18 protein-coding genes and 1 pseudogene are annotated in these 23,063 nt (G+C 59.9%); 5 read left to right on the forward strand and 14 right to left on the reverse strand.

The window, feature by feature from the left end:
- Window positions 1-77: 77 nt before the first annotated feature.
- The 3 genes from ABGA94_RS09855 to ABGA94_RS09865 all read right to left on the reverse strand — a co-directional run bounded on the left by ABGA94_RS09855 (window position 78) and on the right by ABGA94_RS09865 (window position 3,652).
- Window positions 78-1,793: a hypothetical protein gene (locus ABGA94_RS09855; protein WP_188248233.1), complete on the reverse strand. Its 1,716-nt coding sequence runs from the start codon at window positions 1,791-1,793 to the stop codon at window positions 78-80.
- Window positions 1,794-1,870: 77 nt separating this feature from the next.
- Window positions 1,871-2,944 carry an RES domain-containing protein gene (locus ABGA94_RS09860; protein WP_188248234.1) on the reverse strand — a complete coding sequence of 358 codons (1,074 nt, stop codon included), beginning with the start codon at window positions 2,942-2,944 and terminating at the stop codon, window positions 1,871-1,873.
- A gap of 168 nt (window positions 2,945-3,112) precedes the next feature.
- A complete protein-coding gene (locus tag ABGA94_RS09865; protein WP_375367161.1) occupies window positions 3,113-3,652 on the reverse strand; it encodes a hypothetical protein in 540 nt (179 codons plus the stop codon).
- A 1,147-nt stretch (window positions 3,653-4,799) separates the two neighbouring features.
- Between ABGA94_RS09865 and ABGA94_RS09870 the strand changes: the two genes are divergently transcribed.
- On the forward strand, window positions 4,800-6,386 hold the full coding sequence (locus tag ABGA94_RS09870; protein ID WP_375367163.1) for an LA2681 family HEPN domain-containing protein: 1,587 nt from the start codon (window positions 4,800-4,802) through the stop codon (window positions 6,384-6,386).
- Window positions 6,387-6,772: 386 nt separating this feature from the next.
- On the opposite strand, the gene ABGA94_RS09875 is transcribed toward ABGA94_RS09870, so the two are convergent.
- Both ABGA94_RS09875 and ABGA94_RS09880 read right to left on the reverse strand, forming a co-directional pair.
- Entirely contained in the window at window positions 6,773-7,000 is a 228-nt protein-coding gene (locus ABGA94_RS09875) for a DUF2274 domain-containing protein (RefSeq protein WP_188248236.1), read from the reverse strand.
- A pseudogene (locus tag ABGA94_RS09880) lies at window positions 6,997-7,146 on the reverse strand (conjugal transfer protein TrbI); the annotation flags it as partial. The pseudogene ABGA94_RS09880 and the gene ABGA94_RS09875, both read right to left, overlap by 4 nt.
- A 291-nt stretch (window positions 7,147-7,437) precedes the next feature.
- On the opposite strand from ABGA94_RS09880, the gene ABGA94_RS09885 reads away from it, so the two are divergent.
- Window positions 7,438-8,346 carry a hypothetical protein gene (locus ABGA94_RS09885; protein ID WP_198422786.1) on the forward strand — a complete coding sequence of 303 codons (909 nt, stop codon included), beginning with the start codon at window positions 7,438-7,440 and terminating at the stop codon, window positions 8,344-8,346.
- A 137-nt stretch (window positions 8,347-8,483) separates the two neighbouring features.
- Here ABGA94_RS09885 and ABGA94_RS09890 read toward each other — a convergent pair whose 3' ends face one another.
- Window positions 8,484-9,320: a hypothetical protein gene (locus tag ABGA94_RS09890; protein WP_188248237.1), complete on the reverse strand. Its 837-nt coding sequence runs from the start codon at window positions 9,318-9,320 to the stop codon at window positions 8,484-8,486.
- A gap of 584 nt (window positions 9,321-9,904) precedes the next feature.
- Between ABGA94_RS09890 and ABGA94_RS09895 the strand changes: the two genes are divergently transcribed.
- Window positions 9,905-10,492, forward strand: a complete 588-nt coding sequence (locus ABGA94_RS09895; protein ID WP_375367165.1) for a hypothetical protein — start codon at window positions 9,905-9,907, stop codon at window positions 10,490-10,492.
- Window positions 10,493-10,661: 169 nt separating this feature from the next.
- Here the strand turns inward: ABGA94_RS09895 and ABGA94_RS09900 are convergent, their stop codons facing one another.
- From ABGA94_RS09900 to ABGA94_RS09935, 8 genes are all read right to left on the reverse strand, one after another.
- Window positions 10,662-11,204, reverse strand: coding sequence for a 3'-5' exonuclease (locus ABGA94_RS09900; RefSeq protein WP_226466858.1), 543 nt, complete (start codon window positions 11,202-11,204; stop codon window positions 10,662-10,664).
- Window positions 11,201-12,364 (reverse strand): hypothetical protein, encoded by a 1,164-nt coding sequence (locus ABGA94_RS09905; protein ID WP_375367166.1) that lies wholly within the window; start codon window positions 12,362-12,364, stop codon window positions 11,201-11,203. The genes ABGA94_RS09900 and ABGA94_RS09905 overlap by 4 nt, the downstream gene beginning before the upstream one ends.
- Window positions 12,364-13,260, reverse strand: coding sequence for an AAA family ATPase (locus tag ABGA94_RS09910; RefSeq protein WP_375367167.1), 897 nt, complete (start codon window positions 13,258-13,260; stop codon window positions 12,364-12,366). Before ABGA94_RS09910 ends, ABGA94_RS09905 begins: the two co-directional genes overlap by 1 nt.
- Window positions 13,260-13,751 (reverse strand): hypothetical protein, encoded by a 492-nt coding sequence (locus ABGA94_RS09915; protein WP_011657209.1) that lies wholly within the window; start codon window positions 13,749-13,751, stop codon window positions 13,260-13,262. The genes ABGA94_RS09910 and ABGA94_RS09915 overlap by 1 nt, the downstream gene beginning before the upstream one ends.
- Window positions 13,748-14,698: a CBASS oligonucleotide cyclase gene (locus ABGA94_RS09920; protein WP_375367169.1), complete on the reverse strand. Its 951-nt coding sequence runs from the start codon at window positions 14,696-14,698 to the stop codon at window positions 13,748-13,750. Before ABGA94_RS09920 ends, ABGA94_RS09915 begins: the two co-directional genes overlap by 4 nt.
- 68 nt (window positions 14,699-14,766) lie before the next feature.
- Window positions 14,767-16,983: a S8 family peptidase gene (locus ABGA94_RS09925; RefSeq protein WP_375367171.1), complete on the reverse strand. Its 2,217-nt coding sequence runs from the start codon at window positions 16,981-16,983 to the stop codon at window positions 14,767-14,769.
- The gene (locus ABGA94_RS09930) at window positions 16,980-18,146 is read right to left on the reverse strand and encodes an AAA family ATPase (RefSeq protein WP_127456329.1); all 1,167 of its coding nucleotides are present in this window, start codon (window positions 18,144-18,146) and stop codon (window positions 16,980-16,982) included. Before ABGA94_RS09930 ends, ABGA94_RS09925 begins: the two co-directional genes overlap by 4 nt.
- Before the next feature lie 411 nt (window positions 18,147-18,557).
- Complete coding sequence (locus ABGA94_RS09935) at window positions 18,558-19,367, reverse strand: hypothetical protein (protein ID WP_375367172.1); 810 nt, start codon at window positions 19,365-19,367, stop codon at window positions 18,558-18,560.
- A 622-nt stretch (window positions 19,368-19,989) separates the two neighbouring features.
- Here ABGA94_RS09935 and ABGA94_RS09940 point away from each other — a divergent pair.
- Both ABGA94_RS09940 and ABGA94_RS09945 read left to right on the forward strand, forming a co-directional pair.
- The gene (locus ABGA94_RS09940; protein ID WP_046932338.1) at window positions 19,990-20,814 is read left to right on the forward strand and encodes a DUF932 domain-containing protein; all 825 of its coding nucleotides are present in this window, start codon (window positions 19,990-19,992) and stop codon (window positions 20,812-20,814) included.
- 79 nt (window positions 20,815-20,893) lie between these two features.
- A complete protein-coding gene (locus ABGA94_RS09945; protein ID WP_375367174.1) occupies window positions 20,894-22,936 on the forward strand; it encodes a ParB/RepB/Spo0J family partition protein in 2,043 nt (680 codons plus the stop codon).
- Window positions 22,937-23,063: the final 127 nt, after the last annotated feature.

Consider the following 23,063-nt stretch of genomic DNA (forward strand, 5'->3'; position numbering starts at 1 on the left):
GGCCGGTCGGTTGACCGGGACATTATCGCCTGACTTCGCCCAAAGGCAGGCACCGTACCGATCCAGCGGCCTGGTAGTCAATCGAGCTTGATCGCGACACCGAAGGTGGTGAGGATCCTTATGAAGGTTGCATCGCATTCCCCTGCCAGCGCTGTGAAGTGCGCACGCAACGTGCCATGTTCAGTACGCGCCTGTTTGGACGCGGCCGTGCGCTCGGATGGCGCCCCATGGCCCTTCAGAACGCTACGCAGCTTGTGCAACCGGACAAGAGGCTCCATCACCACCTTCGCCTCCTCTGCGTTACAGCCTTGGGCTTCCAGATAGTCCTGCAACAGTCGCAGGGATTGCCATTGTTTGTCGATCATGCGTCCAGCTTCGGCAGCAAGCTTCTGCAGCGGCCTTTGCAGGAAGCCCTCCACCAGAAGCTGGTCTAGCGCGAGGATCTCATCTCCCCACTCCGATACCGAGTCGGTCGCGGGATACCGAGCCGCATCCAAAAGGTCGCTTCCGCGCGGCTTCCACCACGGTGGCGGCGCCTCGTCGAGTTGCCGGATCTTATACTTGATCATCTGCAGCGGGTCGTATTCACTACTGAACTGGCCTTGGAAATCGTTTTCGAACGCCCGCTTGGAAATTGGCGCCTTGGGCCACTCGTTGAAGGACTGCCAGTACAATTGCTCTTCGTAAGGCAAGTCAGCCAGATAGCCGATATAAGTGTGCACTTGGCCTGCTTCGTTGATGTCGTACGTTTTGAGGTACCAAGCGTTGCGACAGCTGATGGTCCGGTCGGTCAAGTCGTACTTCTCCGGATCGTTCTTGAAACGAGCCAGTACATCGGATCGGAAGAAGACGGGTGAGATTTCATAGGGCTTATCGGACTGAGTGAAGTAGTTGGACAAGAACTCTGGCGCGCAGGAGGTCTCGACACTGCGCTGATTCTTCCAGTCCTGGATCTTGAACGTCGCATACTGCTTCCTCGTCGGGTCCTCTTCCTCTTTCCACTGCTGAATCAATTCATCCACAGTGACGGCCGCTCTCAGGATCATGCAACCGTTGGCATAGCTCGCATTTGTCGAGCGGCCGGCGTTGTAAAACAGATCGGGGCCCAGCTTGCGGCTCGATTGGCGATCCTGCGCCCATCCAGCGAAGTTATCGGGCTCGAATCGAGTGAAATCGAACTTGATGACCAGCGACAGGTCCGACAACGCCATGTAGGTCGCCAGTTCCTTGATCAGGATCGTCACAACGACCGCGCCGGTTTCCGATTCGGGGGCTTTGAGCCAGATCACCCTGATTACGTCTTCAATATCTCCCTTGCTATCGAGGCGCGAGTAAGCGCTACGCTCGGGCACCCAGTATAGTTCTAAGCTGTGCACCAGCTTCTGGCTCAGTTCGATAGGTGCTGGGCCGGTATCCACACCTGTGAACGAGCGGCGGAAGATCAGCTTCTCGCCTCCGACCAGCGACTTGCATCCCGGATGCGTCAGTGGCGGTTCGAGGTAGATCCTATGTCCCTGCCCTCCACCCCATGACTTCTGTATGCACCAACTGTCGTCTGACATCACGTGCGCGCCGAGCAGGTCGGTCTGATCTGCCGGAGTAACCTGCGCCGTCGGGGCCAAGACCCCATGGATCAGCACCGCGCCGGCGCTGGCGTAGATCACCAGTTCCTCGCAAGTCGCGTTGCTCTTCAGGAACTCAATGGCGCCCTCGGCATCCAGCAGCCAAGCGGCTTTGTCCGGCTTGGCAGCCCAAGCGATGGCACGGAATTCCTTCTGGTCAAATCGTCTCACGTCATTGGTCTCTAATTGCCCGGCCAACTTGCTCCAAGGCCCAATAGATCATTGTGCCCGTCACTCTCCAATTGAGACTAGGCGATTGCCGGTCCATGATGAAATTCATAGGCCACGCGGTTGATCACCAGCCGATTGATGCTGTCGACCTCCACCATTCCCTCTGCGATGGGATAGCCAAATAGCGCCAGATTAGGAACGCTCAATGACTGCTCATGAGCCTTGGCGCCACCGAAACGGCGCCGGGTGATTCCGTAGACGGTCTGAAACGGTCGTTCACCGTGGTAGTGGCTACTGAAGTAGGAGGGGTACACCAGTCCATCGAAGCCGTTGTCCCTGGCCGCGCGCGCTATCACCCGCGCTGTGCCGTAGGCTTCCCTGCCTCCAAGGAACAGCATATGGACCGCCATGTCGAGGCTATCGAACTCTGTCACCTCCTCGTCCAGAACCACCGTTAGATCGAGGAGGCGCAGTTCCCGCCGTGGATTAAGGGAGGCGACGAACAAATCGTCCTCGATCGTGTAACGGCACTCGTGCACGCACAGGTCGATCAAAGGAGAGGCGTACATGACGGGCAGCTCGCCTGAACTCAGTCGTCCATCCTGTGGGACGTTCGGGGGCGGGGTGTCGTATTCAAGGGGATTGGTCACTAACCCCGGACTCTTCCGCACCCGATAGAAGGTCTCACCCATCCCGACCGTCCTTGCTGGGTACTCGGCGAGGATCCGCTCAATGACGGCTGCACGCTTCCCTTCATCCAAGAGAGCTTTCAGTGGCTGAACCTCGCCGATCATCCATAGCCGAGGCCCGTAATCAAAGAACCCCACTCCCAAAACTCGCTCGAAAACTCCAATGTCATCCATCAGCACAGCATCAACCTCGATACTGGTCTTCTGATGTTCGTTCAACTGGATGGCAGGAGCTCCGCCAAATTCACACTTGTGGAAGGATCCGTCGACAAAGAAGCGTTCGGCCAAGTATGCCAGGGGCGCTCTGCCCAGTTTGATGCCATCCTGCCGGCCGCAATTGGGACATGCTCCTACCTCCACCCTGCCGTATTGCATGGCGTCGAGTATCAGCCCGCGGTTCTTGAAGCAACGACTGCAGGCAACTGCAATCAGTTCCTGTGGCATTTCCGACCATTCACTCACGATTCGCCTCCATATGGATTTATGAGAGGAAACACCGACAACGACCCAGCCCGGTTAACCAGCTGCCGCAATCATGGCGAAGGAGCCGGTCGCCGCATGGAGGCCCCCATCGCGAGTGAAGGCGGGAGTAAACGCCATCTAACGGACTCTCCGCAGCGAAAGATCGATTCATATCCTCTCGAGCCGATCCAACACAAAATCCCTATCCTGGTAGCCAGTGACCATGGACCAACCGGCAAACAATTCCCAAAGGAAGTTGGCCAGGTACTTGATGTCCGAGTTTTCCGAGCCATCTCGAAGGACTACAATCGCCCGGTTCAATCTCTTGAGAAAAGCATAGACTTCTTCATCGTCAACATCGACCGCAGCGAGGGTGTATTTCAGTTCCTCAGCCAGGATTCCCAGCTCTACGACGATGGCGCTGACATATTGTGCCTCCAAACCATTCATGACGCCGTACCACTTCTCTCCACCGGATGGCGCGGCGGCATTGAAGTAGTCGCGAAATTTCCTGATGTCGGCAAGATTTTCAACCACCTCCGAATCAGCGCCCCCTTCGCTCGCGAATAGCAATTGATAAATGCACTGCTCTTTAAACAAAGCGTAGTGGTGCTGAAGGTTCTTTCGGACCCGTTTTCGATTTGCATGTCCTGGCAGCCAAACCACGAGCACATACATCGCCTGACTGACGAGAACCCCGACCGCCACGTTGAATATGATCTGATTTCCAATCAGGAAACAATGTCAAGGCAGTCTCGACCCAAGTATCCTGCAACGGACCTATCAGTGGCTCTTCGCTAGCTTTGAACATCAGCAGCGCGCTGATGCCGAACAGACCCCATAACACTCCTCCTAGCGCATGTGCCCTAATCCCCTTTGCAAAGGCTTGGCCTCGACCTGAATCCCGTGAAGTCGAATTCATCCCCCCTCCTGGTTAATCACAGTACGGAACGCTGGCGACAGCGCGTCATTGGCTCAGTGTTACGACAGGGCTTCCAAGGCGTCAACGGTGTCGAGGAGCGAACGCGGAGCAGCCGATTGCCACCCCTATACGGGGCGCCCTCTCAATGAACGGAAGCTACGACAATGGACCACCACCTACGGGCTTCCGGCCAGTGAGAGCTGCTCGGCCCCGTTACCGGATCTGGACCGGCTTCGCCAGCGAGCGCGCAATGCCGACATTCATTACCGCGCGCGTTCACGGCTTGCCATTCATCCGGTGTGGAAGAGCCCCGCGTGTTGCCCCGGCCAGAACAGTATTGCCATCCCCTCCCCTCCAATCGCAGACACTTAATAGGCGGTCGTGACGACCAGACGTCCCGGCGCTGCGCCGACGGGTTCGCGGGCTGCGTCCCGCGCCTCGCTCCGAGTCGGTGCCATTCGGCGTTGCCCCCTGACGCCTGCGGCCCTCTCGGTTCCGCGCGCTCCGCTTGCCCGAAAGCAGAGTCCGTGCGGTGGGCGGGTGTGGGCGGTCCTGCTGTTTCCTTCACCCTATCAAGGCGCTCTCGCCGTTGAGGGCGGCCAGCGCGATGCGCGCAGCCGGTTGGGGGCTTTGCCGCGTCGCTTTTGGGAGCCATCTAAACAGCGGCCGCCAGTACCCAAAGGGACCACTCCATTCAGAATCGGTCGCCGACATACGTTGCCCGTACGCGGAGCAGCTTTGGACTTCTGGAACTGCGGCTCCAAGCAAAGCCACGTTACCCTTAGCCGCTGAAACGACATGCAGCGACCAATCCGCCTCGTCACGACCATGCCGCTCCGCCGCAACGCCTATGACCTGCACCTGCCAGCAGGTGCCCTAAGGCAGCCATAGCCTTGGCACCGCCTGGTCCGCCGGCCCTCACTGTACGAAACGATGACTACCCCTGACCTCGAATATCTGAAAAAACAGTGCGAACGCAGTATCACGAGAATGAGTGATGCCGAGGCACTGGAACATATTGCCCTGCTGATCGATGCAAGCTTTGAGGCTTCGTTCGAACGTGGCATCAGACGTGCGCTGACTCTTCTCGACATGTTGTCCCAACGCGACCTCACGGACTCCGATGGCGCGGTGATCGAGTATTTCCGGGCCAATGCGTGGGCCGCAATGTCGAGCATCGCCAACGTCCGGCGGTCTTGGTCTTGGGAAGCGCCGGAGCGGCAAGAGGAACTGCTTGCGCTGTCGCGTGCCGCGAATCATCCGGGTTTCGCGAGCCTCGACAAGGTTCGTCGATGCCAGATCCTCACCAACCAGGCCAACCTCCTCAATACGGTCGGTCGCACGATCGAGGCGATCGCTGTTTGGGATGCTGCTCTCAAGATCATCCCTAGCTTTGCGATGGCCCGAGGCAACCGCGGTAGTGGGCTCCGACACTATGCCGGCATGACGCCGCCCGATCGCGAGCGCGCGATCCTGGCTTTGCATGCCTTCGATAGCCTTCGTTCCGCGGTTGCCGAAGACGCATTCTATGAGTCTGCAGACCTGGAAGGCGCAAGAGCCCACTTCACGAACCATGCCGCACAGCTCGCTGCTGCCGTCGATACTGACGCGGTCCGGGCGGTGCAAAACCTCGACCACGGCCGCGAGGGTCGCTCGAAGATCGAACGGGCCTACCGCCACTGGTGCCTGGAGCACCGCCTCTTTTTGAACCCCCTGAACGACCTCGGAGCCTACCTTGCAGCGGCTACCGACGAGTTCATGCTGCCGGCCATCGTCGAAGGGAACGATGAGCGCCCCAATGGCCACCTACCACCACCCATCGTTGGTTTCTTCAGCCAGATGAAGCAGGAGTACGTCTCCGCCCGCTTCATGCTGTTCGAAGGAATAAGCAGCACTCAGGTTCATTTCTCCGATCGCGGGGTCACGCTCACCGACACACTCGACTATCCGTTGTATTCGTTGGCGAGCGAGCGAGTGAGGACAGCTTTCCGCATCGCCTATTCGATGCTCGACAAGGTCGCCTTTCTGGTGGATTGCTACTGGAAGCTGGAAAAGGATCCGACCAAGATCAGCTTCAGGAGCGTCTGGATGATTGAAGGTAAGAAGGTCTTGCTTCCCCAGTTAGAACAACGCCCGAACCCTCCGTTGCGCGGTTTGTTCTGGCTCTCGAAAGAGCTGTTCGATGACCAGCTAAAGCAGACCACTGCAGCCGACGCGCGGGAACTTCATCGCATTCGCAACGCACTGGAACACGCCTACCTTCGCGTCAACGAAGGCTGGGCCGAGCCCTTCCTGATTGGTGCGGCGAACAACGGCGGGGTGGGCATTGCGATCGGGAGCGACGAGCTGGAGGCCAAGGCGATCCGAGTCATGCAGATGGCGCGGTCCGCGCTGCTTTATGTCTCATTAGCGATCGGTGTCGAAGAGCGGGATAAGCGAATCGCGAACCCCAATCAATTCATCGGATCAATGCCACTCTATAGCCTTGACGAGAAGCGAAAGCGGCGCGACCCGAATTAGGGCTACCCGGGAATGCTTCTGCGCTTTTTCTTCTCCAGGGCATCAATGTCAGGATAGCGGAGCCATTAAACTAGTGTGGCCCACCACTGCTACTAGGCAAGCTGCAAGAGAGCTCCGAGCCCTGGGAATGACCACTTAACGCATTGAGCGCCTTGCGCGCCTTTTGCCGTGAGTTTCACATGCGGCGGGAGAATGCGAAGATCCGGCTTAGTGTGTTTGCTGCATCTTTGACGACCGAGGAACTCGACGCACTAAGCCCCACAATCAGGCACGCCACCTATTGGCACCAAACCAAGGCCATGCTCTAGTCGCTCTCCGCTCTGGGGCCAGAAAGACGACACCTTCAAGCAGCGTTGGAGATTCCTAGAAGCGGCCGCAATGATCCCTCACCGCTGAAGGGACGCCTGCAGATTCCGGCGCCTGAGCCTCGCCATGAACGCCCCCAGCATCAGCGGAATAAGCGCCACCGCGTCGACCGCCTCGCCGTAGGTCTGCGCATGTAGCGCAGCGTACCGATCGAGGTCGGCCTTCAGGGTACCGGGGCAGACGAAGGTCAGCCGCGTGGATTCCGGTCTGGGCAGCGGCCCGAGCCGCAGTTTCTTGCCGGCGCTCATCGCAGCGCTCCTCGCTGAAGGATCAGCGGCTGATAGGGCCGCAGCACCAGGTCACGAGCAACTATGATCCGCACCGGCAAGCCTGGCCGCGCGGTCAGGGTTGGCTGCACGTTCATGTTGCGCCGGGTCATCTCCTGCCCGAGCTGCGCGGAGCGTGGTTGACCTCACATTTAGCACGAGGGCTACAGCCAGAGTTCTGCGATCCCAATTTCAACCATTCTGAAATGTGATAGATCGGTACTAGCCGCCGGGCCGACAGGCAATCAGGGAAAAGATCGATACCCGAAACGGGCTTGCGTAATGCCCTACGTTCGCCTCTGGCCAGAGCCGCTGAAGGACGCTTCACTGCAGAACATCACAGGACCTTTCCCACTGCCCCCGATGATCGGGTGTATTAGACAAAGCCGCTGAGAAGTCGGGTACTGCTAGAATGGAAGTTGGTCAAACCACTTCGCCGTATGCCCACTATTTCGTCATCCATTGTGCCTCCGCCCAAATCCTGGGATGAGCTTGAGGACATCTCACTCGCCGCTGCCAAACTACGCTGGAACTCGACGGATTTCTTCCGGCACGGGCGACAGGGGCAGGCGCAAGACGGCGTGGACATCTGGGGGCACGACGACGACGATCGACATATTGGCGTGCAGTGCAAGAACACAGTCATGGGGATCACGCTGACCGTTGTTGAGTCGGAGATTGAGAAGGCCGAGAGTTTCGTTCCCAAACTGGATCGGCTCTACATTGCAACTACGGCACCCAGAGATGCGCCACTTCAGAAGGATGTGAGGGACATTTCTCAATCGCGTGGGCGCGAAGGTAAGTTCAAGGTGGACATTCTGTTCTGGGACGACCTATGCCAGGATCTCGCCAAGGATGAATCCGTATTTTTCAAGCATTACCCTCAGTTCAGGGCTGGCGATGATCCAACGCGGAAGCATGACCAAGCGCTGTGGAGAGAAATAACGAAACTACTCCACTCAGATGGAGTCATCGGATTTTTGGATCGGACGAACATGGCTGGATTCTCTTTCGAAACAGCAAAGCTGAACCCGCTGGGCGATTTTCGCGACAAAGGCAACACTCCCGAGTGGGAGTTCATTTCACCTGAGCTTGAGGCAATAAGAAAGGATCTTTGGAGCGAAGTAGACGGCTACCTCCATCTGATAGGACTGCAAACCTTCCCAACGCGCAACCTTGGATGGAATAGCGTTCCTGCCGATTGGGAGTTTGAGAAGCCAGAGCAGTTCTGCCGTACGGTGGAGGGCTTGCACGCGCGTGCCGAGAAGATCGTCAGCCTGCATGCATCCTTGGTCCGTGCAGGTCGAGGCAAAGGGTACAGCCCCTAGCTTCAGACGAGCTGGCAAGACCTCTTCAGCGGCGCATTCCGAGAACTCTCCGCAGAGGGCCCGTGCCCCGCGCGAGGAATGTCGCGTGTGACCGCTGGACAGCAGACTGGGCGGCCGATGCCGGCTGATCGGTTGCTCTAGATCGGTTTGACCAGCGAATACACCAGCGGGCCGGGAAACTGCCAAATTCGTGAGTCATCAAGGACAAAGACAACGTCAAATATCGCAAACGCGCCCGCCTCCCACAGGAGCGGAGCTAGGTAGCCGGCCGCCTGAGAAGCGTCGATTGCCGGCAATGGCCAGTTGTCGTAAACCATGAGCCAATTCGCTGGATACCGGACGAAGCCAGGAGCGCCAGCCTTTCGCATCTTCTCTTTGACAAAGTACGCCATTGCCGCAGCCCATTCGCGTTCCGCCGAGTCTCCTTCCCAGCCCTGACCCGAGTCGTCGAGATCGTGAGATAGGATCTCATCACGAAGTTCGCCAAAGGTCTTCCGAGGCTCCCCCGGCAATGCTCGGGGAGTGAAGTAGATGGCAGACCCGAGACCTTTCTCTCGCAGGAACATCGACTGTGCAACGTTCTCCGGTACTGCTTCAGTATGTTCGATTCCTACGTTGTCCGCCGGCATGGTCAGGACGAAGTCAGGCCTGTCGGAATGGACAAGGGTCAGCGGAAACGAAAGATGTTCTGGCGGGATTGTGGCAAGTAAGTGAACGACGCAATAGCGTTCCACGTGGTCAGTACGCCGCCCCTCTGACCTCGGAGGCACCGCTGTATCAAGTTGGCCAAGTTTGATTTGAAGTTCGGCTGGAGTCGCTGCAGTCAGGATCGTTTCTGGCATCGTAGCTTCCGCACTGTGGCTTAATTTTTCATCTCTTGCATTTCCGAAGCCATTCTCGGAGGCATCACCATCGAGCTTGCAACTGCACCAAGTTCGCCGCAACTCGCCGCAGCAGATTGTGCCAATGGCCACCGGATCCCACCCGCCAGGGATCTGGAGACCTGCTGTTGCCTGGAAAGCCCCATAAAACAAGCTTTCCCGGGAAGACTTTTACCGTCAAAGACGGTAAAAGTCTGAGTAGTGAATGAGAGTATCTTAATCTCGCCGCGATTTTTACAGTCAGCTCTACCGCCAACCTTCTCTGCTGGTCAGCAACAGTCACCGACAAGCACCGCAACGAATTTATTCCAGATTCAACGCGTTGCGACAGCTTTTCGATAGCTGGCGATAGTCCTCGAAAGACCTAAATTCACTCCCACTCCATCATCAACAGGCCGTCCAAACCCGCATGGTTAAAGGACTTGGCTGTGATCGACATGGGTCTTTACCGTCGCCTTTACCGTCAGAAGCGCAGATCTTTTGCTGGCGCGGGAGATGGAGCGATTCTTGAGGGAGCGACGTTTTCGGCGCCATCATCAATCAGGTAGAAGGATACCTAAAGACGAACCCGTTCCCAAGGCATCATGTCGGGATCGGTGCCACGGCTCCGTCCAGCCTGCATCGACGGCGGGCGACACCGGGCCACTGAAGCTTCGCGATAAGACAGAGATCAAAGCATGACAGATTTAACCGCCAACGCGATTGCCTGCCTCGGATGGGGTTCCCTCGTCTGGGATCCCCGCGACTTACCCTGCCGTGGAAGCTGGCACAACGACGGGCCCTCACTGCCGATCGAGTTTGCGCGCGAGTCAGGCGCGAAGAAGAATCAGCGAGGCGACAAGATTACGCTGGTCGTCTGTCCCGAGAGCGCGCGTGTTAGGACCTACTGGATCTTGCTTGATGTACCTGACCTCACAGCCGCACGAAGGTGCCTGGCCGCACGCGAAGGCATTCCTAAGAACTGGGAAACCGATATCGGCTTTGCCGATTGTGCCAGTGGCCACACGCATGGACTGGAAGCCGACACGATCACAACCTGGGGATCGGCCATCGGTCTAGCCGGCGTCGTCTGGACAAACCTACCCTGCAAGTTCAATGGTCAGCAGGTGATGCCCAGCGAAGCCGAAGTCATAGCGTTCCTACGGGCTCTGGATGGCACCAATCGCGCACCTGCAGAGCGATATGTCCGCCAAGCCCCGACCCAGATAGACACGCTCTACAGGCAAGCGATCGAACGGGAACTCGGGTGGCTCCCTCACGGCTAAGCTGACCAACAGGCGCATCCGTCAACGGCATGCCCGCGCCCTCCCCCGCCACTGCTACGTACGGTGCTCAGGCGAGTTCGGTGAGATAGGCAGATTCACGACTCCAGATGGCACTTCGCTACTTCTTCTTCAGAAGCCACCGCAGGGCGCTTGAAAGCGAGAGCACGCGCTACTTCCGTTGTTGAATCAGCCGAAACAGTTCGGCTTGATACTGTGCATCGTGGAGAGCGTCGTGATCCCCCTTCAGCGTAGGATTCAGCGCGGCAGCAATTTGACTGGATCGCGTTTGCGCCCAACTGCTACGCGCAGCTCCCATGTACATCGATTTGATGTCAAGCGCGGCAAACCCGAAGGGGTTCTCGCCCAAGTAGCGATGGAAGTAGTAGTTTACGAAAGACCAGTCGAACGGTGCATTGAATCCAACAAAGACCGGCGTGGCATCAGGTCCTGCGGTGCTGATCACCCAGTCTCTGAACTTCTGCATGCCCACCGCAGGATCAAGTCCATCGCGCTCCAGTCTGTCCAAAGACAGGCCCGTGACTTCCAATGCTTTTGGATCGGCGTTGCGCGTGGTCGGCTTCAGCTCGCATGAGAACGTCTGCTGCGGGTCAAAGACATCGCAGGCGCCAATCGTGAGGAGACTAAACTCGCCCGGGATGGGCCCTGACGTTTCAACGTCGACCGACAAAAAGACTTCGCGATTGCTTTTCATGGGATAAGGGGCTCCGTGGGCACGAGGGGTGGACGGCTCTTGATAGCATTCCAATGCGTACGAAATTCGCGACGCCGGTCCTCCGCACTACCAGTTGTCTTCCAGTGGTGCCCCGATAGCGAATAGATGTCGAAAGGATGTTCCGTTCCAGCCTTCGCCAGCACCATGGTCGGCAGCCCTCGGCCCAGCGCATAGCCCAGCTCCAAAAAGCAATTGGGACGTAGGCCGGTGATGTCAGCAAGGACGACGCGACTGCGATGCAGCTTCGTGAAGATCTCCTGATCGATACGGGCATGGTCGTACGCTTGATTGCCGTCAACGACCGTCAGCTTGTACCCCAACTCGCCCTCCATAACCGGCTGCACAACAGTGTCGAAGAATTCCTGAACATCTTTGTAGTCGGCGTGTGTCGGATTCAGCAGCCGCACGACGAATGCCTTGGGCGGAACCAGAGCCTCCAACAAGTCCAACAGATCACGCACACCATCTGCTACACCTTTCCTCGCAGGAATCTCGATGCGATTGAGCCAACTATGCGCAGACGTGCCACCTTCCGTCTGAAACAGGCGCTGCGCATTGCTGCCGGTGAGGCCGTACTCAAACAACCGAAGCGCACCGGCGTTCGCTGGTCCCAGCTTCAGGTTTAACGGGATCACGGGCTTGCCGGCGTCGTGGTAGAGATTGGCCAGGAACAGCACCCCTTCTCCACCGCCAAGTGCGATGAGGATGTCGCCGTGCCGCGCCTGCGCTTCCATCCGCTTGCTGTTCATGTTCCAGTGCGCAGCGCTTTCGATCTGGACCAGTGCCGAACCCCGCAGCGCACCCCAGACCCCGGCGAACTGGTCGGGAATCTGATCTTCGTTCTTGTGGTGCTTGACCGCGACCACCAATGGATTTGGAGCACCCTCAGGACGTGTGTGCAGATTCTTTTGAATCGTGTCCCAGATCAGCCAGTCGAAGCAGATGGGCAAGCCATCCGATCGCGTCTTCTCGGCATCCACCGGGACAACGAAGCTGGCCCCCTTGCGAAGCAGATCTTTGACCAGCACTTCCACAACCTCACGTGCACGGGCTACTTCCTCCGTGGTCGCCACTGAGGCGTCGGCCGCAATGCTGCCGGTGATATGGATACGACGCCCAAAAAGAGATGACCGCGCCATTACTTGTCCTCCATGACAGGTGATGGACGCAGTGCCGCTGCCGCGTCGTGGAGATGTTTAAAGGTCAGCGGATGGTCGGGAAACGCCTGCGCCATGGCGGCTGGATAAAGCCTGGTTCGAATGTCCGAGAAAGTCCACCCCGGGCGTTTGCTGTGCGCGCCGGTGGTCGCGACGAGTTCGTCGATCTGGCGCTCGGTAAGCGCGAGGCCGTCCAGATCCATCTTGAACAATGCGCGCCTCTCTTCGTCACTTGGGCGCTGGAACTCTTCCACGACTGCGGCCCGGCGCTGCAGGGCGGCATCCAGCACCGACAGACGATTTGTGCACAGGAACACGACAACCCTGCCCCCGAAATGCCGCAGGTCATCTACGCATTGGATCAAAGTGTTGACCGCAACCTTATCCTCATGGTGGCTGTGCTCTTGCGAGCGGGACGCTGCAAGTGAGTCACCTTCATCGATCACAAGGACAGCGCGACGCGTCTTGCCTGCCGACTGCGTGACTTCATGGAACGCTTGGGTCAACAAGGTACCCATTTCTCCGACTTTGCCACTGCCGCGCACACGGTTGCTGAGCTTGAACAACAAGGAATCTTCGGTGCGTGATTCTTTCGCCAGGCGATTGGCGATGCACTCGGCCGTCGCTGTCTTGCCGGTACCGACATCCCCGTGGAAGATCACAAGTGGATACTGCTCGGCCACCAAATCACAGATTGCAAGCTTCTGACGATGGTGCTTCTTGCTCCATGTCGCGAGTTCGCCAAGGTTGAGCAGGAGCCGCAACTGATCGTGAATTTTCTGATAGCGCGCGTCGAAACCCAGCAGCGTCTTCTCACGCGCCGCCAAGCGAACGTCCGGCAGTGGAATCTTGCCGTCGAAAATATTCTGTTGGCTCATTAACTGAAGTCCCTTCGCTGCATGCCGTAACCATTGCTGGCGTAATCACGACTAGCACTGGATGTCAGGGTGGCGTGGCTGGTATCAGCACTGGTCGGCACCCAACCGATGCGCAGCTTGCCACCCATCTTCTCTTTCGCCGCCGAGTCGTACGCAGCGGTGTAGTACAGAACAATTCGCAAGTCGGGATTTGGCACCTTCGGCCACAGCACCCCACCAGGACGGCTCATCGTGAAGTCGCCCGCCTCGGTGTTCACCTCGAAGCGGGTGGCCTTTTGCTCGACTCCATTACTCATCAGCGTGAGGTCAACCATCCGCAAGTAGCCATTCTTGGCCAGCGCTTCGATGTCATGGCCCCAATCGCGCGCCTTGTCCTCCGTTACGGCACCAGAGCTGCTTGCAATCATCACCAGATCCGCCGTCACGCGGCGCATGACGACTTCGACATCGGCGACGGAATAGGTTTCAGTGGCGCTATAGGTTTGACTCATGCTTCCTCCTTGACTTTGAATCGTGGTCCAAACAGTTCCTTCCAGATCTCAATGTCGTCTTCGGTCGAAGCAAAGTTGGCTGTCTCCCAAGCCTCCGTGGCAGCCGCGGCGATTTCCAGGCGCTCGTCTTCGGAGATGCGACTGGTCACGTTGTTGGTATTGCAAACCGGATCGAGGATCACCACGGGATCGGCGAACGCAGGAGAAACCTTGCCGTTCTCTGGGAACGTGATGACCTCCTTGAGCCCTGACTGCGCGATATAGAGCAGGAAATCGCGGAAGCGCTTCTCGATTGATCCGTCCTTGCCATTCTTGGCCAGGAGATGCGCCATGATGAGCTCGATGGCGAACGATTTCAGCGGCTTCAGCTCAACTCGATTGCGCCACTTCTTAGCAAGCCGAACGAGGGTTCGAAAGTCGCCATCTACATCCTTGCGATCGCGAACGAACTTGATCTGGCAAGGCGCGCAGGTCTGAACCTTGGTGTTGTCGTGAATGTCGAACTGCCAGCCGTAGCCCGGTCGCGCGGGGTCTTCGATGACCGGCACGATGTCCACACTCAGCCCCGAACCAACGAAGGTCACGGTTGCGGCCTTGCGCTGGATTTCAAAGTCTTCGACGGCCTTGTTCGGATACAGCTTGATCAATGCGTCGTAGATCAGCTGACTCAGGCTCGCGAGAGTTTCCTTGTCAACGCTGCGTCCGGAGATATAGAACACCACGTCGACGTCCACCGGATCTTCTGACGTCTTGCGTAAGATCGTGTACTTCGCGAACGAACCAGCCTTGACCACCTTCGTGATCTTGATCTCACTCTGATCCTTCAGGCGCTTGCTGAGTTCGGTCACGAGCCTGTCTACCTGCTCGTGGTACTCCTTGCGTTTGTCGGCAGGCAAACGCAGAACGTTGCTGTCGTAGTATCGAATTTCCGTGTTGTTCAGGGACATTTTCTTCTCCGGCTTCCAAGCTCACAAGTTACTGAGTGATTGCGCTTCGACGTTGCCTGGCTTGGGTGCTAGACGCGGATCGGCAGCGACACCTGCGGCTGAATCGGCACCAGCGTTTTCGCGTAGGCACGCAAGATTTCGTTGTAGAGGTCGACATGCTTCGGCGCTTCAACAGTGATGATCAGCGCGTAGCGAATCTTTTCAGCGCCCGTGGCACGACCACCTGCTTCACGTGCGTTGTAGTGGATGTCGAAGACCGGATTCTTGAGACTAGTGCCACGCATGCTTTTAGCGCCGTGCAACACGGTTTCCCACTTGCCCATGTCGGAACGCCGTTCTTCCTCGGTCGCGTACTTCTTCATGTCGAAGAAGCCTTTCGTATCGGCGTTGGCCTTGCCATCCTTGATCTTCTCGTCGTTGGGACGGAACACCGTCTCCAACCCGGCGCGGGTGTAAGCGGCAGCGTCCTGCGGATCGGTCGGCGAGGCGTAGCAAAAGGTCGCCTTTAGGCGGATGTTGCCGTTGAGACCGCCAGCCGGCAGCGGTAGCGAGGCGCGCAGGTATTTGCCGGGCTTCAGTTCCCCTTGATAGACCACGCGCGCCACCCCTTCCGGACAGGTGATGATGCTCATCAGGTCTTCAGGCACCTTGCCCCAACCCACCTCCAGCTTGTCGTGCTCCAGGGGCTCGGCGGCATGGACCAAGAGCGCCTTGATCGCCAGCGGGGTCAGCTCCGTGCCTAGGATGGCGCGAATGCCGACTGCGCTGCGCAGCAGATAGGGCGATGCAAAGCTGGTCCCAAGTTGCGGCAAAAGCGAGGGCTTCTTGCCTGATGCCAGCACATGGAAGTACTTGGCCGCATCGCCACCGAAGGCCATCAAATCCGGCTTGACGACGCCAGGGCTGCGGCCCGGACCGATTGCGCTATAAGGAGCACGGGCCCAGCCCGCTTCGGTATCGTTCGAGGCGCCCACCGCCAACGCATTCACGCAGTCCGAGGGCACCTGCACACGGGCGTTGCCCGACGGCCGGTCTCTTTCGCCATTGTTGCCGATCGCGACCGTCATCAAAGTGTCGCCGTCGCTCAGCAGATCGTCGATGACCGAGGTCCAGGCATGAACATCTGTGTCCTCGATCGGTAAGTCCGGGCCGAGGCTAAGGTTTACGAATTGGTACTGACGAGAGAGCAAGACTTGCTCGACGAAGCCCAGCGTTCGATACAGTTCCAACGGATCTTCAGTCTCGGCATCCTTGTCGAGCACGCGCAGATGATCGACGTAGGCGAACGGGCGGGCAGCGGCACTATTCGGCTGGATCGGGCCGAACAAGAATGCCGAAGTGACCGCCAGCCCATGCTCGAGACCTTCGGGATCGTCGCCCGCGTCTTCGTCGAGAACGCGGTACGAACGGAGCCACGGGCCGATCGCATGTTGCTTCGGCAAACCGCCGTCGAGAATGGCGACCTTCGGCTCTGAGGACAGTGGTTGCTCTGTCGGAAGGCTGCAGCCGACCGAAACCCCTGCGCTGCGATGCACCGGCCGCATGCCACGGAGCTTGGGCACGGGTCGGATGACGCGCACGAACACGAACTCGGCGAGTCTCTCGATATCACCATGCCTGCCTTCGACCGGGACGAACCAAAGGTTGCCGGCCGTGAAGCCAAGATCGCTGTGAACTTTGACATCCACTTCCTTGGCGTAACGCACGAAAGCCCGCTGGACGAACAAGCGGTCTTCATCGGGCAGCAAATGGACGCCCACTTCGAAAAAGCGATCTTTCTTGCTGCCGTAGTTCGCGATTCGTTCTTCGGGTGCGAAGACGGAAAATTTTTCTATATGCGCAAGGTCCAGCGCCTCATCGGATTCGGCTTCGATCTCGAGTGTCCAGCCCTTGAGATTGCGGAAGGCCTGACGTTTGCCGGCGACGAACAGTTCGGTGGTTGTGCATTCCTGTGGCGTGCCCTTCTTGGTCCAGCCGTCAGGAATCACCTTCACCGTGCGGCTGCCGACCGATTCCAGACCCACGGTGCGCAGCATCGCCACCGGGAAGAATGATCGCGCGATGTAGCTCGGGTTCATCGTCAGCCGCGCAACGCCGAAGTCGCCAGGACAAGCCTCTGGTGGCAAGGTGTCCAGCGCAGTCGCGGTTTCGGAGAACTGCGGCCTGAGCCGTCCTGCGGCTTCTTGCAAGGAGTAAACCTCAGCCTTGCCGGGCTTGCGCTTTGGTCCCTTGATATCGTGGGTCAGCAGCTCGCCGCGCCCGATAAGGAAATTGGTTTGGCTCATGCGTCAGGTTTTCCCTTCGAGATCTTTTTCGCTGCAGGCGATGGCTCGTTCGTGTACTTCCGGATGGTGTCGCGACTCACCCCAGTGATATCGGAGACGGTGTGCTGGGACAGACGGGTCTGCTTTGCCAGCAGCACGGCCAGATCGATGCGGGCCTGCCGATCCAGGACGAGCGCACGCGATTTGATGAACTCTTCAATGAGATCGGCATCCGATGCGGTGCCCAGCGCTACCGCACGGCGAAAACGCTGAAGGTCCCGCTCGATGTCGCTGAACGACTCGCCGTTAAATGCAAATGTCAGGATGTCGATCCAGCGACCGAACAACGCGTAGTCTGGACCGAGGAAGCGCTTGATCGCCGCCTTGACAGCCGACATTTCCGGCGCTTTGAACGTAATCACCAGATCGAAGCGGCGCCACAACGCAGGGTCGATAAGTTCAGAGTGGTTGGTGGCGGCAAGCAACAGTCCGGTAGCTGGCCATTCATCGACCTCCTGCAGGATGACGGTGACCAGGCGCTTCAGCTCGCCGACATCGGTATCGTCGCTGCGGCGCTTGGCGATGGCATCGATCTCATCCAGCAGCAACACGCACGGACTGCGTTTCGCGAAGTCGAGTGCGGCGCGCAGATTGGTCCCGCTCCGGCCGAGCAGACTGCTCATGACAGCGGTCAGATCCAACACGTACAGCGGCACACCCAGTTGCGAGGCGAGCCAGCGCGCAGTCAACGTTTTGCCGACGCCGGGTGGCCCCACAAAGATGGCGGAGCGCGTCGGGCTCAATCCCATCGATGCCAGGCGTTCCGTCTGGCGTCGCTCCTGAATCAATTGGCTCAACGTCTCCTCAAGGTCGACCGACAGCAAGGGCTGCTCTCTATCGGGCGTGTCCTTGAAAACTTTCAGCAAGGACAGCCGCGATTCGTCGTCCACCGGCAAAGCATGCGCGGGCGTCGCAGGCGGCGTGGCCTTGCGCATGGGCGCGCTCGTTCGAGGCATCTTCGCGCGCAGGTAAAGGTCCATCTGCTCCGCCAGCTCGGGGTCGGTGTTGCGGTACTTCCGGACGAGCCTGGCCACGAACAGGCGCACGTCCTCAGTCTGCTCGGCGAGAGCCAGCCGGACCACCTGGGCTAAATCAGACTGTGATTCGTTCATTTCGTCCAACATTCGCATAACTCATTGATTTTCCACGATTCTTTTAATCTTTCAAACGGACGACTCCATTGTATAGCGTTTTCATCTGGTTGTGAAGGCAGCGGATTGAAGGAAGAGCGCAGATGCCTGCCACGGCTGATGAGCCACGCGGTCAAGGTCCTCGGTTCGGCGGGGAACTAGCGTCCTGGCATATCGCTATCGGGTTTGCGGGGCGCCGCCCCCCGGTGGCTTGTGCCGAATCACGGCCATCCGGCTCCGATCGCTGATGCCTGCGGCACCGACGGGCCTGCGCGCTGCGCTCGCCTCCAGGGGATCGGCTGGCAGCCCATCCCCGCGGCGCGTCACTTGGCGCCCCTGAAAGACCTCCGACCAGGCTGCGCCTGATCGGTCCGAAACCAAGTCACCGAAGGGCCTCGTCAGGGGCTACTTGGCTCCGTCGCGTTCACGCTGACGGAGCCGCTTCACGTAGGGGCCATCGACCGATTCGTCGGCGCCCAGGTCCAACACACAGCTCGCCAAGGTAGCGAGCGTGTTATCGGTAACCTTGAAATCGTTGGGCAGTTGGCCGTAGTTGCGCCCCCTGTTCTCGTCGATGGCTGCGAGCAGCGCCTTGATGAAATCGGCGCGGGACGGGCGCGAGGCCACGGTGGCGGCCGCAGTCAAGAGGTCTGTGGCTTCCGCGACTGCGTCTTCTGCATCGGAGGCCAGCTCTTGCAGAAAGTCGCTCAGCGATGGCCAATACTTCAGGTCGAACTGGCCGTGAAGGGCATCGAGGCGCTCCTGGACGTACGTCGTGAAAAGGTAGTTGCGCTTGGCCGCCGCCTCGATCACATCGCACACGTGGTAGTGGGTATCGGTGCTGAAGCCCGAGGTGTTGTGCAGATCTGAGCGCTGCTGAAGCAGACCGGCCAGCTCTGCCGCCTTCCTCGCAATCTTCTGGTTGACATTGCCGAGATCGCCGCGTGCGGTGCGCGCCTTCGCGATCTTCTCCGGGTTCCAGAACGCGGCAGTGCTCAGGACAAGCCCTAGAAATATCTGCAGCGCGTGGGGATGCGCGTGGAGCTTGCCGTGCAGTTCCTCATAGGCCTCGGTCAGCTCGATGCCACGAGCAAGCAGTCGGTCGGCAACGGCATCCTCACTGGGCAGGATGCGGTGCTCGACGTTGTAGCGCTTCCCTTCGATGAGGATGTTTTCGCAGATCTGCTTCGGATTATCGGATTGGGGTGCGCTCATGGCCTGTCTTTGATAGTGAACATGGCTGGTAGCGTATTTGACCAAGCCACTTCTGTCGGTACCCCAGTGCGCGTCATCGAACGGATGCTCAGGTACCCGGATACCGACCTAAGTCTGGACGTCCCCGGCCAAGAAGGCGGCCGGGCGCGCTGTCGTGCTGCGCATCGAGCCACCCTGCCCTGCGGTCCTGGCGTCTCGCCCCCTTCGGGCTTCCATCGTTCCCTCGCTCCGCTCGGCTGACGCCTTCGGCCCGGCTTCCAGCTTCGGGCCTGCGCGCTTCGCTTGCGTGCGGTCAGCACAAAGGGATGGCCGCTGCCTGTCCAGCCGTCTTTCCTGAACTCATCACCTTGTCCGCGACTGTAGCCCGCGTCCGTGTGCCGTCAAGGCGCGCAGGGCCGTGTACTCGGCTGCGCCTGCGGGCCGCACCAACCCTGCGCTCGCCTCCTTGACGGCCCCCGTCCACGAGCTCCCTTCCGTCGCGGGCGATGAACTCAGGAAAGACGGTGGCAACGAGGCCACCGGGTTCTTCGTGCCGACCGCACCGAACAGCCGAGAGGCTGGGCTCCGAATCTAGGAATCCGGTGAGGTTTCTTCAACAGCCAACTTTGTCAGGAGAAAGATCATGCAACTTGCTTCCCGCTTCGCTTCGCGTTCGCCGGTGCTGCGCTCGGAACGTCCTTTGTCGGATGACCAAATCCGAGCCGTCGCCCCATCCATCTTTGCGGACGCCCCACACGAAAGCCGCTCGGACCGTTACAGCTACATCCCCACCGCCACCGTGCTGCAAGAACTGCGCGGGGAAGGCTTCGAGCCTTTCATGGTGTGCCAGACCCGCGTGCGCAACGACGACCGCCGCGACTACACCAAGCACATGATCCGGCTGCGCCATGCCAGCCAGATCAACGGCCGTGAGGCCAACGAAATCATCCTGCTGAACTCGCATGACGGCACCAGCAGCTATCAGATGCTCGCTGGAATGTTCCGCTTCGTGTGCCAAAACGGCCTGGTCTGCGGCGACACCGTAGCGGACGTGCGCATACCCCACAAGGGCGACGTAGCCGCGCATGTTATCGAAGGCGCTTACGAAGTCCTGCACGGCTTTGACCGGGCGCAGGAATCCCGCGACGCCATGCAGGCCATCGCACTCGACACCGGTGAATCGGAAGTGTTCGCCCGCGCCGCGCTGGCGTTGAAGTACGACGAGGACAAGCCCGCGCCCATCACGGAATCGCAAATCCTGATGCCGCGCCGCACCGACGACAGCCGCCGCGACTTGTGGAGCGTGTTCAACCGCACTCAGGAAAACCTCGTCAAAGGCGGACTGTCCGCCCGCGCCGCGAACGGTCGCCGCCAGACCACCCGACCCGTGCAGGGCATCGACAACGGCATCCGCCTGAATCGCGCCCTGTGGCTGCTGGCCGATGGCCTGCGCCAGTTGAAAGCCTGAACCCCACGCGGCAGGGGCAGGCAGCAGCCCTTGCCGCTTCTCTCGCTGCTGCATCCCTCAACTGATTGGAGTTATCACCATGAACGCCGTTACCCAAACCGAAACCATCGCCATCGAAACTGCCACCCCGCTGGAAGTGGCCGATCCGACCAAGAACCTGATTTTGGTTCCGCTCTCGCAATTGCTGCCGCGCCGCTCCAAGCGCAACGCGCGCACGACTCCGCGCCTGTCCATCCCCGAACTGGCCGCGAGCATTTCCCGCGTCGGCTTGCTGCAAAACCTCGTCGTCATCCTCGCCGCCGATGGCGAGCACTACGAAGTTGTGGCCGGTGATCGCCGCCTGACCGCCTTGAAGCTGCTGACGAAGAAGAAGCGCATCGCCGCCGATCATGAAGTGCCGTGCCTGCTGGTGCCCGATGCCTCGGCCCGCACCGTCAGCCTCGCGGAAAACCTGCTGCGCGAGCAGATGCACCCCGCCGATCAGTTCGAGGCGTTCGCCGCGCTGGTCAAGGAAGGCCGTCCGGTGGAGGACATTGCCGCCGACTTCGGCGTGTCTCCGCTGGTGGTGCAGCGTCGCTTGAAGCTGGCGAACGTCTCGCCGCGTCTGCTGGCCGACTACCGGGCCGGAGCCGTCACGCTGGAACAGTTGATGGCCCTGACCATCACCGACGACCACGCCGCGCAGGAAGCCGCGTTCTACGGTGCGCCCGAGTGGCAGCGAGGCGCATCCGCGCTGCGCGAGCGCCTGACCGAGCGTGAAATCGACGCCACGCATCCGCTGGTGCGCTTCGTCGGGCTGGACGCCTACACGGCGGCGGGCGGCGGCATCCGCCGCGACCTGTTCGCCGAAGGCAATGCCGGAACCTACCTGACCGACGCCGCACTGCTGGAAACGCTGGTGTGCGGCAAGCTGGACGCGCATGCCGAGCACGTGCGCGCCGAGGGCTGGGCGTGGGTGGAAGCCGTGCCGCACGTAAGCTACGCCGAGCGGCAGGCGTTCCAGAACGCGCCGTGCCAGCGTCGCGAACCGACCACCCGCGAAGCCCGGCGCATTGCCTCGCTGCAAAACCGCCTCGACAAGATCGACGCCGAACTGGAAGAAGCCTACGACGCCGAGGACGAGGAGAAGACCGAGGCGCTGGAACCGCGCCGCGAACAGGTCGCCGGGGAACTGCAAGCCGTGGAGGATGCGTTGCAGGGCTACGCCCCGGACGTGCGCGCCGTGGCCGGTGCCATCGTCACGATCGACCGCGAGGGAGCAGCCGTGATTCATCGCGGGCTGTTGCGAGAAGCCGAAGCGAAGGCACTGCGCACGCTGGACCGCTTGCGGCAGGGTTTCGGCAGCGCGGAAGGCGAAGTTGGGAACGACGACGACAGCGAGGACGCCGAGCAGCCCAAGGCCGCGAGCCTGTCCGACCGGCTGGCGCAGCGGTTGAGCGCGCACCGCACCGCCGCGTTGCAAATCGAAGTCGCCCGGCATCCGCACGTCGCGCTGGCCGCGCTGGTGCATGGCATGGTGCAGACCATCTTGCAGGACAACCACTACGGCCACGACTTGCCGCTGGGCGTGCGCTTGACCGTGCAAAACCGGCTGGAAGGCATGGCCCCGGACTGGCCCGATTCGCCCGCCGCCGTGGCCCTGCGCGAGTTGCAGCACGTCGCGGGCGAAGCGTTGCCGCTGGACAGTGCCGAACTGTTCGCCGCGCTGTTGGCGATGGAGCAAGGCGAACTGGTGCGGTTGCTGGCGGTATGCGTGGCGGCGACCGTCGACGTGGTGACTCCCCGTGCCAAGGCGCACCAGCCGGGCGCGGAGCTGGCGCAGGCCGTGGGGCTGGACATGGCCGCATGGTGGAAGCCCACCGCAGACGGGTATTTCCAGCATGTGCCGAAGGCCGTGATTTTGGAAGCCGTGGGCGAGTTTGCGCCGTCGCACGCTTCCCGGCTGGCGAAGTTGAAGAAGGCTGAGATTGCCAGCGAGGCCGAGCGTCTGACCGAGGGAACGGGCTGGATGCCCGCCGTGTTCAAGAGCGGACACGACACGGAGCCGCAGGAAGACGCGCAGGACGTGGATGCGTCGGAAGATGCCGCCGACGAAGTGGAGGCCCACGCACTCGCCGCGTGAGGGGGCAGCATGGTCACGGCATGATGCGCCGGGGCTTTAACCAAAACCGGGCCCGGTAGGTCTGCCGCGCCCGGTTTCAACGTCCACAGCAAAATCGCGCCGTCGCCGCCTTCGACCAGGCGGCGAC

The organism is Stenotrophomonas sp. 3diitr2024 (assembly GCF_042136455.1).
Taxonomy (GTDB): Bacteria; Pseudomonadota; Gammaproteobacteria; order Xanthomonadales; family Xanthomonadaceae; genus Stenotrophomonas; species Stenotrophomonas sepilia.

Coding starts and splice junctions, on each gene's coding strand:
- ABGA94_RS09900 (WP_226466858.1), bottom strand. CDS start 11,204: ATGAAAAGCAATCGCGAAGTCTTTTTGTCGGTCGACGTTGAAACGTCA.
- ABGA94_RS09945 (WP_375367174.1), top strand. CDS start 20,894: ATGAACGCCGTTACCCAAACCGAAACCATCGCCATCGAAACTGCCACC.
- ABGA94_RS09915 (WP_011657209.1), bottom strand. CDS start 13,751: ATGAGTCAAACCTATAGCGCCACTGAAACCTATTCCGTCGCCGATGTC.
- ABGA94_RS09940 (WP_046932338.1), top strand. CDS start 19,990: ATGCAACTTGCTTCCCGCTTCGCTTCGCGTTCGCCGGTGCTGCGCTCG.
- ABGA94_RS09875 (WP_188248236.1), bottom strand. CDS start 7,000: ATGAGCGCCGGCAAGAAACTGCGGCTCGGGCCGCTGCCCAGACCGGAA.
- ABGA94_RS09930 (WP_127456329.1), bottom strand. CDS start 18,146: ATGTTGGACGAAATGAACGAATCACAGTCTGATTTAGCCCAGGTGGTC.
- ABGA94_RS09905 (WP_375367166.1), bottom strand. CDS start 12,364: ATGGCGCGGTCATCTCTTTTTGGGCGTCGTATCCATATCACCGGCAGC.
- ABGA94_RS09920 (WP_375367169.1), bottom strand. CDS start 14,698: ATGTCCCTGAACAACACGGAAATTCGATACTACGACAGCAACGTTCTG.
- ABGA94_RS09910 (WP_375367167.1), bottom strand. CDS start 13,260: ATGAGCCAACAGAATATTTTCGACGGCAAGATTCCACTGCCGGACGTT.
- ABGA94_RS09935 (WP_375367172.1), bottom strand. CDS start 19,367: ATGAGCGCACCCCAATCCGATAATCCGAAGCAGATCTGCGAAAACATC.
- ABGA94_RS09870 (WP_375367163.1), top strand. CDS start 4,800: ATGACTACCCCTGACCTCGAATATCTGAAAAAACAGTGCGAACGCAGT.
- ABGA94_RS09925 (WP_375367171.1), bottom strand. CDS start 16,983: ATGAGCCAAACCAATTTCCTTATCGGGCGCGGCGAGCTGCTGACCCAC.
- ABGA94_RS09895 (WP_375367165.1), top strand. CDS start 9,905: ATGACAGATTTAACCGCCAACGCGATTGCCTGCCTCGGATGGGGTTCC.